The organism is Azonexus sp. (assembly GCF_036170495.1).
GTDB lineage: Bacteria > Pseudomonadota > Gammaproteobacteria > Burkholderiales > Rhodocyclaceae > Azonexus.
The window spans coordinates 1-12,940 of the sequence record NZ_JAVHPH010000315.1; the positions used below are offsets into that span (position 1 = coordinate 1).

The following is a 12,940-nucleotide window of genomic DNA, read 5'->3' on the forward strand; positions in this document are numbered from 1 at the left end:
CGACCCTGCTCATGGTGGCCATCGTCATCGGCATCGCCATCTGGATGGCCGGGCTACTCACCCGGCGCATCACGGTGATCATCTCGGGCATTCACGCCTTCCAGGAAGGCGACCGAAAACACCGCCTGGATGCTGGCTCGGCTGACGAAATGGGCGAGCTGTCGCGCTCCTTCAACCGGATGGCCGACTCGGTCGAAGAATCCTTCAAGCGCCTCGAAGAAGCAAAAGAAAAGGCCGAGGAAGCCAGCCGCCAAAAATCCGCTTTCCTGGCCACCATGTCGCACGAATTGCGCACCCCACTCAACGGCATCCTAGGCTTTGCCGAGCTGCTCAAAAACGAGCTGAAAAACCCGGAGCAACAGGGCTACGTCGAGATCATCGAGCAGAGCGGCGGCCATCTACTCAATCTGGTCAATGAAATTCTCGACCTGGCCAAGATCGAATCGGGCGAGATGCCCTTCGCCCGGATTGCCGTTCCGCTCACCGACCTGCTGATCGAAGTCGCAACCGTACATCGCATCACCGCGGAAGCGAAGGGCTTGAAGTTCCAGACCATTCTTGCCGACGAACTGCCCACCGAATTCACCACCGACCCCACCCGCCTGCGCCAGATTCTCAACAATTTGCTCAACAATGCCGTCAAGTTCACCGATGCCGGCAGCGTTATCTTCAGCGCCAGCCGGATCGATGGTGACATCGCCTTTGCCGTTCGCGACACCGGGCCGGGCATCCCACCGGAAAGCCGCGAAACGATTTTCGAGAAATTCAAACAACTGGAAAACTTCCTGACCCGCGAACATGGCGGAACCGGACTAGGACTGGCGCTCGTCCGCCAACTGGCAGAACATATGGGCGGGAAGGTCACGCTCGAATCTGAAGTCGGCGTAGGATCAACTTTCACGGTTTACCTGCCACTGGACATCTTTCATGACGGAACAACGTAACGCCTTGGTCGTCGACGACCACCCGACCAACCGTCTGCTCGCCTCGGCCATACTCAAAAAACTTGGCTGGATGGTGTGCGAAGCGGAGAACGGCAGTGCGGCACTGGCACTGGCCGCCACCCATTCGTTCCGCCTCGTCTTGCTCGACATCAGCATGCCCGGCCTGTCCGGCGAAGACACCTGCGCCCGCCTGCGGGCCCGCGAGACAACCCGGCCCTTGTATATCGTGGCGTATACCGCCCATGCCTTCCCGGAAGATCGGGAACGTCTGCTCACCGAAGGTTTCGACGAAGTGCTGGTCAAACCGATCAGCCGTCAGCGCCTGGAAGAGCTTATCGCCAATCTTTGATCGCCATCGCGCCAGGCGTCCAGCCCCGTCCGATTTCAGACTGGGCCACAAGCATCCCGGTGCGAAAGAGCGGGTAAGCGTATAATCCCGCCCCATGTCTGAAATCAATACCTTAGCCGGCCAAAACGCCGTAGTCATCGCTGCCGACGCAGTGCCCGAAATCACCTTTGCCGACCTCGGCCTGGCGCCCGAACTGCTGCGCGCCGTGCTCGACGAGGGCTATACCAAGCCGACGCCGATCCAGGCCCAGGCCATCCCGCTCGTCATCAGCGGCAAGGACATCATGGGCGGCGCCCAGACCGGCACCGGCAAGACGGCCGCCTTCACGCTGCCCATCCTCCAGCGCATCCTGCCCTTTGCCAGCAGCAGCCCGTCGCCAGCCAAGCACCCGGTGCGCGCCCTGATCCTCGCCCCGACCCGAGAATTGGCCATGCAGGTCTACGAGTCGGTCAAAACCTACAGCAAACACACGCCGATCCGCTCCATGTGCGCCTTCGGCGGCGTCGATATCCGGCCGCAGATCGCCGAACTCAAAAAAGGCGTCGAAATCCTCGTCGCCACCCCCGGCCGCCTGCTCGATCACGTCGAAAACAAGAGCGTCAGCTTTAATTCGGTGCAGGCCCTCGTCCTCGACGAAGCTGACCGCATGCTCGACATGGGCTTCGTCCCCGACGTCACGCGCATCCTCAACATGCTGCCGGCGCAGCGCCAGAGCCTGCTGTTCTCCGCCACCTTCTCGGAAGAAATCAAGAAGCTGGCCGACACCATGCTCAAGTCGCCGATCCTCATCGAGGTCGCCCGCCGCAACCAAGTCTCAGAAAACATCACCCATCGCGTCCATCCGGTTTCCGAATTCGGCAAACGTGGCCTGCTGATCAAACTGCTCAAATCCAGTGAAATCCGCCAGTGTCTCGTTTTCATGCGGACCAAGCAGGGCTGCTCGCGACTGACCCGCGAACTGCAGCGCGCCGGTATCAAGGCCGACGCCATCCACGGCGACAAGAGCCAGCTTGAGCGCATCAAGGCCCTCGAGGCCTTCAAGAGCGGCGAAACCGACGCCCTGATCGCCACCGACGTCGCGGCGCGCGGCCTGGACGTTGATGACCTGCCCTACGTCATCAACTACGAGCTGCCGCACACGCCGGAAGACTACGTACACCGCATCGGCCGCACCGGCCGCGCCGGCAAGCTGGGCAATGCCATTTCGCTGGTCAGCGCCCGTGAGGTCGTCTATCTGGTCGATATCGAGAAGCTCATCAAGCGACCGATCGAACAGGTTGAAGTCGCCGGTTTCGAGCCCGAGCCGGAATACGAATACCCGCCGGGCAACAAGCGTAAGCGCAGCGCTCCGATAGTCGCCCCGATCAGTCAGCGCCCGGAACGTGGCGAACGCCCCGAGCGCAGCGAGCGTTCCAGCCGCCCCGAGCGCGAGCGGAGCGATCGCCAGGAGCGTCGTCCGCCGCGCCGTAATCCGATGATCGCGGCCGACGGTTTCGACTTCAGCAAGCCCTACGAAGACAACTCGCCTCGTGGCGAAGTGCCCGATTCGGCCACGGTAGCCGCCAAGGTCGATCCGCATAAGCCGAAGCGCGTCGTAGCGGCATTGCTGGGTGGGCTTGGGCGCAAGTAGGAACGACGAACCGGCGCCTTTCTGGCGCTGGTTTTTCTGGGTAATTGCTCTGGGAATCCGCCTTGTTGGCAGCCCCCCCAAGCTAATTAGCCCCGCCCAGCCGCTTTGACTGGCAGCGCTTCAACCAGCTTGATAATAGCTAGCGACAGATTGTCGCCACTACCGTTGGCCCGCCGGCGCGCCGTGTCGATCAGGATTTCGCAGGCTTGCCGCGCCGAATTCTGGGCAACCAGCGTACCGAGTTCGGCATCGTCGAAATAGGCCCAGAGGCCGTCCGAACAGAGCACGAAGGCATCTCCGGCAAGCAGATCGACCGTTTCCGAAAGCGTTATTTTCGGCTCGTCCTGACCGCCGAGGGAAGCCAGCAACACGTTGCGGTTGGGGTGCGTTAGCGCCTGCTCGGCGGTAATTTTCCCAGTAGACACAAGGTACTCAACGTAGGAGTGATCGACCGAGCGGTCAACTAGCTTGTTGCCGCGAAAATGGTAGATTCGGCTGTCTCCGCAATGCCCCCAGGTGATTTTTTCCGGTTGCAGAAGCAACATGACGGCCGTGCTATGCGGGTCTTTTTCATTCATGAAACGCGATGCCTTGATCATCGTATGCGCTTCGCGCATGGCGTTTTCAAGCATCCGCTGCGGGCTTTCGTCAGCCGACGAAAACTGGTCGAGATTGGTTTTGGCGGTATGCACAACCTGCTCGGCGGCCAGCGCACCGCCGGTGTGCCCCCCCATGCCGTCGGCAACGACGGCCAGCGCCACACGACGTTTCCGGGCATGCGGAAGGATCGCCACGCGATCTTGTTGTTCTTTGCGATCCCCTTGATGCTGCGCCGCGCAGGCGTCGACTGCTATTGCCATCCCTCCCCCTCTTTCAGGGAAAGCTTACCACGGAAGGCTTTCGCTACCCTTAACACTGTGTCAGGCGCGGCCACGGGCTGGAAATTCATGCGTCGACGGTGCCGTGGTAGCGTTCGAGCACAATATCGACAAACTCGGGCAAAGTGTCCTCACAGAGGCCGAGTTCGGGCAGCACCTCGGTCTTTTCCCGCTCCCACTCGGGGCTGGCGATGTGCTGGTCGCGATAGTAAATATCAACGGCGAGCTGGACGATGGCGACCATGCTGCGCGCTTCGTGCTGACCCAGTTCGCCGATGGCGTGGTGGTAGCGGATGGCATCGCAGATGAACTCGGGCAGGTGCCAGTGACGGGCGACGAGGTAACCGACGACGCAGTGATCGGCATTGAATTTCCGGTCCTCTTCGGCGAGGTCGATCCAGATGCCCGGGGCGCCGAGTTGCATCTCGGCACAGTAGGTCGGAAAGCGCTGCATGAGCAGGGGCACGCCGCAATCGTGAAAGATGCCCGCCAGATAGGCCTGATCGGGAAAAATATTGCAAACGGCGACCCGCTCGTCGGCGACCAGCATGGCCAGCTGGCCAACGGCATGCGAGCGGGCCCAGAAGGCTTCGTACACCGACCGGTTTTTCTTGATCTCGCCGGCCCCGGACAGGGCAATGGCCTGCACCAGATTGAACGTCTGCCGGACGCCGACGGCATGCAGGATGGTTTCAACCGAGTCGAATGGCTGGTGTTGCCGGTAGGCCGAATTGCCGACGACCTTGAACAGCATCGCCGTCAGCCCCGGGTCCTTGTTGATGACGCTGGCCAGCCGCCGGACATCGAGTTCGCTGCGCTTCATGAACTGGCGCAGCTCTTCGAGGACGCGCGGCTGGGCGGGAATCTTGACGCCATTTTCGAGCAGGCGCTTGATGCGGGCCGCATCGTCGGGGCCGAGCGTTTTGGTGATTGTAAATACGGATGCTACGTCATGGCTCATGCCATTACCTCATCGATCAATTCAATCCAGTGTCGCACAGGCAGCGTACTGCCCGCCTGCAAGTGGGTCAGGCAGCCGATATTGGCCGTTGCCGCGAGCGCCGGGCCGCCGGCATTGAGGGCGGCGAGCTTGTTGGCGCGCAGTTTGTTGGCTAGTTCAGGCTGCAGGACGGAATAGGTGCCGGCCGAACCGCAGCACAGATGGCTGTCGGCGACCGGTGTCAGTTCATAGCCGGCGGCTTGCAGCAAGGCCTCAATGCTGCCGCGAATCTGCAGACCGTGCTGCAAGGTGCACGGCGAATGAAAGGCCAGCTTGCCGCGTTTTTCCGGACGGCGCGCCAGCAAGGGCAGCAAGGCAGCTTTTTCCGCCACCAGAATTTCCGACGGATCGCGGCAGAGGGCGCTGATTTTTGCCGCTTTTTCGGCGTAGACCGTGTCATTGGCGAGGATGTGGGCGTAATCCTTGAGCTGCACGCCGCAGCCCGAGGCAGTGGCAACGATGGCTTCGACACCGGCTTCAATATGCGGCCACCAGGCGTCGATATTGCGGCGCATGTCGTTTCTGGCCGTTTCGTGGTCGTTGAGGTGAAAACGCACGGCGCCGCAGCAGCCGGCCTTGCTTTCCTCGAAGAGCGCGATGCCCAGCTTGTCGAACACGCGTGCCGTGGCGGCGTTGATATTCGGCGCCAGCGCCGGCTGGACGCAACCGGCCAGCGCCAGCATGCGACGCGGGTGGGCGGCCGCTTTCGGCCACGGCGCGCCGGACGGCTGGGCAGGCGGCAACTTGTCGGCCAGAGCGGTCGGCAAGAGCGGCCGGACCGCCCGGCCAACGGCGATAGCCGGCCCAAACAGCGCCGGGTTGGGCAACACGGTCCTGAGCAGCGCGCGCGTCAGGCGGTCGGCGAGCGGGCGCTGCAGTTTGCTCTCGACCACGGCGCGGCCGACATCGAGCAGATGGCTGTATTTGACGCCCGACGGACAGGTCGTTTCGCAGGAACGGCAGGTCAGGCAGCGGTCAAGGTGTGTACGCGTTTTCTCGGTAACGGGCTTGCCTTCGAGTACCTGCTTGATCAGGTAGATACGGCCGCGCGGGCCGTCGAGTTCGTCGCCAAGCAGTTGGTAGGTTGGGCAGGTCGCCGTACAGAAGCCGCAGTGCACGCACTTGCGCAGGATTTCCTCGGCGATCTGGCCGGCGTGGGTGGCGCGCAGTTCGGCGGTGATTTTGGTATCCATCAGCCTAAAACTCCGCGTACAGACGACCGGGATTGAGGATGCCCTGCGGGTCGAAGGCTTTTTTGAGGCGGCGATGCAGGGCGAGCAAGGCGGGGGGCAGCGGCGCGAAAGCGCCTTCCCGGCAGCGCAGCGATTCCGGTGCCCGGTAGAGCACGGCGTGGCCGCCGAGGTGGGCGGCGGCAGCACGAACGGCAGCATGATCGCTATCGACTTCGCCGGCATACCAGCGCAAAGCCCCGCCCCACTCGATGGCACGCAGGCCGTCGATTTCGGGACACGGCGCGGTCGAGGGCAGCGCCAGTCGCCACAACGGGCTGGCGGCGAACGCCGGATGCGTTTGCTCGCGTATCGAATTCCAGTGTTTTTCCGGGTTGACCGTAGCAGACCCACCCAGCTTGCCGGTGGCTGCTTCAACCGCGGCCCGCGCGCCGGAAAGGCGAAGCCAGAGCTGGCCCTCATGCCAGAACGAGGCAGAAATCGGCAATGGCCGGCCGCCCCATTCATTGAGTCGGCGGATGGCCTCGGCCGCGTCGCAGGCAAAAACCAGGGTCGTTTCGGCCATCGGCCTGGGTAGCACCTTGAGCGTGACTTCGGCGATGATGCCGAGCGTACCGAAGCTGCCGGCGATGAGGCGCGACACATCGTAGCCGGCGACGTTTTTCATGACCTGGCCGCCGAAATTAAGCATCTGGCCGGTCCCGTCGACCAGCTTGACGCCGAGCACGAAGTCGCGCACGGCACCGGCCTGCTGCCGACGCGGGCCGGAGAGGCCGGCGGCGACGCAGCCGCCGACCGTCGCGCCAGCGGAACCGGCATTGCCACCGGCAAAATGCGGCGGCTCGAAAGCCAGCATCTGGCCGCTCTCGGCCAGCACGGCCTCGATTTCGGCGAGCGGCGTGCCGCCTTTGGCCGTGATGTAAAGCTCGGTCGGCTCGTAGGCGACGATGCCGCGATGGGCCGAGACGTCGAGCACTTCGCCGGCCAGCAGGCCACCGTAGAAATCCTTGCTGCCGGCGCCGCGGATGCGTAGCGGGGCGCGCTCAGCGGCGGCGTTGCGAACGGCGGCGACGATGTCGTCGAGCGAGTGTGCCGTCAGCATCAGAAACGCTCCAACGCGGGAAACTTCACGTCGCCATGATGGACGTGCATGCGGCCGTATTCGGCGCAGCGGTGCAGGCTGGGCACGGCCTTGCCGGGATTGAGCTGGCCGCTTTCGTCGAAGGCGGCCTTGACGCGGTGGAAGGCTTCGATTTCCGGCGTCGCGTACTGGACGCACATCTGGTTGATTTTCTCGATGCCGACGCCGTGTTCGCCGGTGATTGAACCGCCCAGCGCGACCGACAGCTCAAGGATTTCGCCGCCGAAGGCTTCGGCCCGTTCCCAGTCGCCGGGTTGCGAGGCGTCGTACATGATCAACGGATGCAGGTTGCCGTCGCCGGCGTGGAAGACGTTGGCGCAGCGCAGGCCGTACTTGATTTCCATGGCGGCGATGGCCGACAGCATTTCGGCCAGGCGCTTTCTCGGAATCGTGCCATCCATGCAGTAATAATCCGGCGTGATCCGGCCGACCGCCGGAAACGCCGCCTTGCGCCCGGCCCAGAAACGCAGGCGCTCGGCTTCGGATTGCGAGACGCGGATGTCGCTGGCGCCAGCGGCGTTGAGCACTTCGGTGACGCGGGCGATTTCCTCGGCGACTTCTTCCGGCGTGCCGTCCGACTCGCAGAGCAGGATGGCTTCGGCGTTCATGTCGTAGCCGGCTTTGACAAACGGCTCGACGGCTGCGGTGGCGGCCTTGTCCATCATTTCCAGCCCGGCCGGGATAATGCCGGCGGCGATGATCGCGGCGACGGCATCGCCGGCTTTGGCGACATCGGCAAAGGAAGCCATGACAACCTGTGCCAGCTCCGGCTTGGGAACCAGTTTGACGGTGACTTCGGTGACGACGCCGAGCATGCCTTCGGAACCGATCAGCAGCGCCAGCAGGTCGTAGCCGGCGGCATCGGGCGCCTCCGAGCCGATTTCAAAAACCTCGCCCTCGATGCTGACGACGCGGATGCGCAGCACGTTGTGGACGGTCAGCCCGTATTTCAGGCAATGCACGCCGCCCGAGTTTTCGGCAACATTGCCGCCCAGCGTGCAGGCAATTTGCGACGAGGGGTCCGGCGCGTAGTAGAGGCCGAAGGGGGCGGCGGCTTCGGAGACGGCGAGGTTGCGCACGCCCGGTTGGACGACGGCCAGTCGGGCCGCACGGTCGACACGCAAAATCCGGTTAAAACGGGCCAGCGATAACACGATTCCGTGGGCATGCGGCATGGCGCCACCGGACAATCCCGTGCCGGCGCCACGCGCGACGACCGGCACGCCGAGGCTGTGGCAGGTACGCAGGATGTCGATGACCTGCGCCTCGGTTTCCGGCAGGCAGACGGCGAGCGGCAATTCGCGGTAGGCGGTGAGGCCGTCGCACTCGTAGGGGCGCAGATCTTCTTCGCCGAGCAGCAGGCAGTGCGGCGGCAGGAACAGGCGGAGCCGCCGTTCCAGCGTGGCCAGATCAATGCAAATGTCGTTATTGCCATTTTGCGTCATATTTGCCATTTTAACCTATAAAAATAGCCCGAAAATCGTTAACGTTGGTTCGCGTCGGGCCAGTGACCAGCAGGTCGCCGAGTTCGGAAAAGCAGCTCCACGCGTCGTTGTTGGCCAATCGGGCGCGCAGGTCGAGCTCGGCCGCCCGCGCCCGGGCCAGCGTCGTCGGGTCGATGAAGGCGCCGGCATTATCCTCGCTGCCGTCGATGCCGTCGGTGTCGGCGGCCAGGGCGTGGATGCCCGGCGCGCCGTCGAGGGCCAGGGCCAGGCTGAGCAGGAATTCGCTGTTGCGCCCGCCACGGCCATCGCCGTGCAGGGTCACCGTCGTTTCGCCACCGGAGAGCAGGACACAGGGCTTTTTGGCCGGAAAACCGTGTTGACCGCGCCCCGCAGGAAGTACCCTTGGGGTGCAGGATTTCGCCATGCCGGCCATGACTTTGCCAACCTCGCGCGCCTCGCCTTCGATGGCGTCGCCGAGGATGAGCGGCGTGATGCCGAGCCGTTGCGCCTCGGCGGCGGCTGCTTCGAGCATCTGGCGCGGGCTGGCGATCAGGCGGAAGGCGCTGTTGGCCAGACGCGGGTCGCCCGGCTTGGGCGTTTCGAGCTCGCCGGATTCGAGACGGCAGCGCAGGTCCGAAGGGATGGCGATGTGGTGAAAATCGAGGACATTGAGCGCGTCGGCGCAGGTCGTCGGGTCGCCGACGGTCGGGCCGGAGGCGATGACCGCCGGATCGTCGCCGGGCACGTCGGAAATCGCCAGCGTCAGCACCGAGGCCGGCCACGCGGCGGCGGCGAGGCGGCCGCCCTTGAGGGCCGACAGGTGTTTGCGCACGCAGTTGATCTCGCCGATGCTCGCCCCCGAGCGCAGCAGCGCCGAGGTGAGCGCCCGCTTTTCGGCCAGCGTGACGCCGGGTGCGGGGGCAGCCAGCAAGGCCGAGCCGCCGCCGGAAATCAGGGCCAGAACCCGGTCTTCCACGGTCAACCGGGAAATTTGCGCAAAAATGGAAAGTGCAGCCGCCTCGCCGGCAGCGTCCGGCACCGGGTGAGCGGCTTCGATGATCTTGATTCGCTCGCACGGCACACCGTGGCCGTAGCGCGTCACGACCAGCCCGTCGAGCGGCCCGGACCAATGTTGCTCGACAGCCCGCGCCATGGCCGCCGAGGCCTTGCCGGCGCCGATGACGATGAGCCGTCCGCCGTCATCCGGCGGCAGATGCGGCGGCACGCACAGCGCCGGGTTGGCGGCGGCGATGGCGGCGTCGAACAAGCGGCGGAGGATGTCACGCGGGGTCAAGCCCCCTCCCCTTTATGTCCCGCAGGGACGGTATCCACTGGGACAAGGGGAGGGTTGGGGTGGGGATGGGTCAGCTGCGAACCCGGCGCCTGATAACCCATCCCCCTCCTAACCTCCCCCTTGAAGGGGGAGGAATAGTGGCTCCCGACCAACCAGCCCAGCCCCGCTTCGGTCGTCGTCAGCGGCTTGTATTCGCAGCCGACCCAGCCGGCGTAACCCAGCCTGTCCAGCAGATCGAACAAAAACGGATAGTTGATCTCCCCCGTCCCCGGTTCATGCCGCCCCGGGTTGTCGGCAATCTGAATATGGCCGATGCGCCCGATGTTGGCTTCGATGGTGCGTGCCAAGTCGCCCTGAATGATCTGCGCGTGATAGAGGTCGAGTTGCAGTTTGACGTTCGGGCGGTCGATGGCGTCGAGCAGGCGCAGCGCCTTGTTCACGTCGTCCAGCCAGTAGCCCGGCATGTCGATGCGGCTGTTGATCGGCTCGATCATCACCGTCACGCCGACGGTGGCGAAGCGGTCGGCGGCGAATTGCAGGTTGGCGATGTAGGTCGCCGCCAGTTCTGCCTCGGCCATACCTGCCGGCCGTAGCCCGGCCATGCAATGCACCCGTTCGCAGTCGAGGACCATCGCGTAGTTCAGCGCCAGTTCGACGCTTTCGGCGAATTCGCCCTGGCGCTGCGGCAAACAGGCCAGGCCGCGCTCGCCGGCGGCCCAGTCACCGGGCGGCAGATTGAACAACACCGGCTCGACAGCGGCCGCCTTGAGCCATTCGGCGACGTCATGGGCCGGCCAGTCGTAGGGGAAAAGGGTTTCAACACCTTGGAAACCGGCCGCCGCCGCGCGCTGAAAGCGTTCCTCAAATGGAACGTCGGTAAAAAGAAAACTGAGATTGGCAGCAAACTTTGGCATGGCGGCGACAGTCCGTGAGGGTGAGCCAAAAGTATAATCTGCACTCAATGAGGAGAACGCATCGTGAGCGAAACGCCAAACGATAACAAAACCGAACGCAAGGGCAACCGCCTGTCGAAGATCGTCACCCGCACCGGCGACGCCGGCACGACCGGCCTTGGCGACGGCAGCCGGACGACCAAGGACAGCCTGCGCATCGACGCCATCGGCGAGGTCGACGAGCTCAATTCCAGCCTCGGCGTGCTGCTCTGCGAAGACATGCCCGAGTCCATGCGCGCCGCCCTGCTCGACGTCCAGAACGATCTCTTCGACCTCGGCGGCGAGCTCTGCCTGCCCGGCATGGCCGTCATGCAGAACGCCCAGGTTGCTCGCCTCGAGGCGCAGGCCGAGGCCTTCAACGCCGACCTGCCGATGCTCAAGGAATTCATCCTGCCCGGCGGCACGCGCGCCGCCGCGCTCGCCCACCTGAGCCGCACCGTCTGCCGCCGCGCCGAACGGGCCATGGTTCGCCTGCACGGCGCCGAGCCGCTGTCCGACGCTGCCCGCCGCTACATCAACCGTCTGTCCGACCTGCTTTTCATCCTCGGCCGCGCCCTCAACCGGGCCGGCGGCCGCGGCGACGTGCTCTGGCAAAAGGGCAAGAATGCCGCGTAATCCGCCCCGGCCGGCCATCCACGCCCCCGTTGGTTAAGCCGTGTACCGCGTCAAGACCACCTACCGCACCGGCACCGACCGCCCGATCATCGAGCACGGCCCCTGGCACGACTCGCGCAAGATCGCCGAGCACTGGGCCGAGCAACTGCGTGCCGCGGGCTACGCCGTCAGCATCGAGAGCCAGAACATCCAGAACGGCGGCAGCGACGATGACGACAATGCCGACCTCGCCGCGGCGCTGGCCGGCATGGCCTGAGCGGGCGCACGGCGCCGGACAGGCTTAAGTTCGGCAAAAAATCCAGGCAACCGGAGACAAGGTCATGAGCCCACCCGAATTCACCACCCTCGCCGTCACACTCGTCGACCACGTCGCCGAAGTTCGCCTCAACCGGCCGGACAAGTCGAACGCCATGAACGCGGCGATGTGGCAGGAAATCCGGCAGGCCTTTGCCTGGGTCGATGCCACGCCGGAAGCCCGCGTCGCCATCCTGAGCGGCGAAGGGAAAAACTTTTGCGCCGGCATCGACCTCGCCATGCTTGGCAGCATCCAACAGCAGATTGCTCACACGGACGGCGCCCGTAGCCGCGAAACATTGCGCCGGCTGATCCTTGATTTGCAGGACTGCCTGAACGCCATCGAGCGCTGCCGCAAGCCCGTGCTCGCCGCCATCCAGGGCGCCTGCGTCGGTGGCGCGCTCGACCTCGTCACTTGTTGCGACATGCGCTACGCGGCGGCCGATGCGGTTTTTTCAATCAAGGAAATCGATCTCGGCATGGTCGCCGACGTCGGCACGCTGCAACGTCTGCCGCGCCTGATCGGCGAAGGCCTGGCGCGGGAACTGGCGTACACCGGGCGCAATGTGGACGCCGACGAAGCGGAAAGGTGTGGCCTGATCAATTGCAAATTTGGCGATTTTTCCCGGTTGACCGTGGAAGTCCGCAAAATCGCCCTGACCATCGCCGCCAAGTCGCCGCTGGCCATTCGCGGCAGCAAGGATGTCCTCAATTTCAGCCGCGATCACGCGGTGGCCGATGGGCTGAATTACGTCGCCGGCTGGAACGCCGCGATGCTGCTCTCGGCTGACCTCGGCGAGTGCATCGCCGCGCAGCGCGAGAAGCGCCGACCCCATTTCGCCGACTGAGCCGGAATTAACCGGGCCAGAAGCAGGAAGGCCCGACCGGCTTGCGCCAATCGGGCCCGAACACAAGGCTGGCGAATGCCTACTCGGTCGCCCCCGCCACGCGCCGGGCGCGCACAGCGGCGGCCAGCTGGTCGAGCACCTTGACGCTGTCATCCCAGTTGATGCAGGCGTCGGTGACGCTCTGGCCATAGGTCAGCGGCTTGTCCGCCACGATGTCCTGGCGGCCTTCGACCAGGTGCGATTCGACCATGACGCCGACGATGCGGTCTTCGCCGGCGGTCAGCTGGGCCGCGACGCTGTCGCTGACTTCCATTTGCAGCTTGAATTGCTTGCGGCTGTTGCCGTGCGAGAAATCGACC

13 protein-coding genes and 1 pseudogene are annotated in these 12,940 nt (G+C 64.4%); 6 read left to right on the plus strand and 8 right to left on the minus strand.

From position 1 onward, the window contains the following. The 3 genes from ADADOO_RS11585 to ADADOO_RS11595 form a co-directional block, all read left to right on the plus strand. On the plus strand, positions 1-944 hold a 944-nt coding region (locus tag ADADOO_RS11585; RefSeq protein ID WP_511277661.1), incomplete at its 5' end, for a sensor histidine kinase. Beyond that, positions 928-1,293, plus strand: a complete 366-nt coding sequence (locus ADADOO_RS11590; protein ID WP_511277662.1) for a response regulator — start codon at positions 928-930, stop codon at positions 1,291-1,293. The genes ADADOO_RS11585 and ADADOO_RS11590, both read left to right, overlap by 17 nt. 160 nt (positions 1,294-1,453) lie before the next feature. After that, positions 1,454-2,923 carry a DEAD/DEAH box helicase gene (locus tag ADADOO_RS11595; RefSeq protein WP_511277673.1) on the plus strand — a complete coding sequence of 490 codons (1,470 nt, stop codon included), beginning with the start codon at positions 1,454-1,456 and terminating at the stop codon, positions 2,921-2,923. 86 nt (positions 2,924-3,009) lie between these two features. Here ADADOO_RS11595 and ADADOO_RS11600 read toward each other — a convergent pair whose 3' ends face one another. From ADADOO_RS11600 to hyi, 7 genes are all read right to left on the minus strand, one after another. Then, complete coding sequence (locus tag ADADOO_RS11600) at positions 3,010-3,783, minus strand: PP2C family protein-serine/threonine phosphatase (protein ID WP_511277663.1); 774 nt, start codon at positions 3,781-3,783, stop codon at positions 3,010-3,012. Positions 3,784-3,868: 85 nt separating this feature from the next. Further along, positions 3,869-4,762: an HDOD domain-containing protein gene (locus tag ADADOO_RS11605; protein ID WP_511277664.1), complete on the minus strand. Its 894-nt coding sequence runs from the start codon at positions 4,760-4,762 to the stop codon at positions 3,869-3,871. Continuing rightward, positions 4,759-5,994: a glycolate oxidase subunit GlcF gene (gene glcF, locus ADADOO_RS11610; protein WP_511277665.1), complete on the minus strand. Its 1,236-nt coding sequence runs from the start codon at positions 5,992-5,994 to the stop codon at positions 4,759-4,761. Before glcF ends, ADADOO_RS11605 begins: the two co-directional genes overlap by 4 nt. 4 nt (positions 5,995-5,998) lie before the next feature. Further along, on the minus strand, positions 5,999-7,093 hold the full coding sequence (glcE, locus tag ADADOO_RS11615) for a glycolate oxidase subunit GlcE (RefSeq protein ID WP_511277666.1): 1,095 nt from the start codon (positions 7,091-7,093) through the stop codon (positions 5,999-6,001). Continuing rightward, positions 7,093-8,577, minus strand: coding sequence for an FAD-linked oxidase C-terminal domain-containing protein (locus ADADOO_RS11620; protein ID WP_511277667.1), 1,485 nt, complete (start codon positions 8,575-8,577; stop codon positions 7,093-7,095). The genes glcE and ADADOO_RS11620 overlap by 1 nt, the downstream gene beginning before the upstream one ends. Positions 8,578-8,587: 10 nt before the next feature. Next, complete coding sequence (locus tag ADADOO_RS11625) at positions 8,588-9,871, minus strand: glycerate kinase type-2 family protein (RefSeq protein WP_511277668.1); 1,284 nt, start codon at positions 9,869-9,871, stop codon at positions 8,588-8,590. Further along, entirely contained in the window at positions 9,868-10,785 is a 918-nt protein-coding gene (hyi, locus tag ADADOO_RS11630) for a hydroxypyruvate isomerase (RefSeq protein ID WP_511277669.1), read from the minus strand. Before hyi ends, ADADOO_RS11625 begins: the two co-directional genes overlap by 4 nt. A 63-nt stretch (positions 10,786-10,848) precedes the next feature. Here hyi and ADADOO_RS11635 point away from each other — a divergent pair, with 63 nt between their 5' ends. The 3 genes from ADADOO_RS11635 (at position 10,849) to ADADOO_RS11645 (ending at position 12,581) form a co-directional block, all read left to right on the plus strand. Next, positions 10,849-11,439 (plus strand): cob(I)yrinic acid a,c-diamide adenosyltransferase, encoded by a 591-nt coding sequence (locus tag ADADOO_RS11635; RefSeq protein ID WP_511277670.1) that lies wholly within the window; start codon positions 10,849-10,851, stop codon positions 11,437-11,439. 40 nt (positions 11,440-11,479) lie between these two features. After that, entirely contained in the window at positions 11,480-11,695 is a 216-nt protein-coding gene (locus ADADOO_RS11640; protein ID WP_511277671.1) for a hypothetical protein, read from the plus strand. 64 nt (positions 11,696-11,759) lie between these two features. Next, a complete protein-coding gene (locus ADADOO_RS11645; protein ID WP_511277672.1) occupies positions 11,760-12,581 on the plus strand; it encodes a crotonase/enoyl-CoA hydratase family protein in 822 nt (273 codons plus the stop codon). A gap of 79 nt (positions 12,582-12,660) precedes the next feature. Here the strand turns inward: ADADOO_RS11645 and ADADOO_RS11650 are convergent. Beyond that, positions 12,661-12,940, minus strand: a pseudogene (locus tag ADADOO_RS11650) (3-deoxy-7-phosphoheptulonate synthase); the annotation flags it as partial.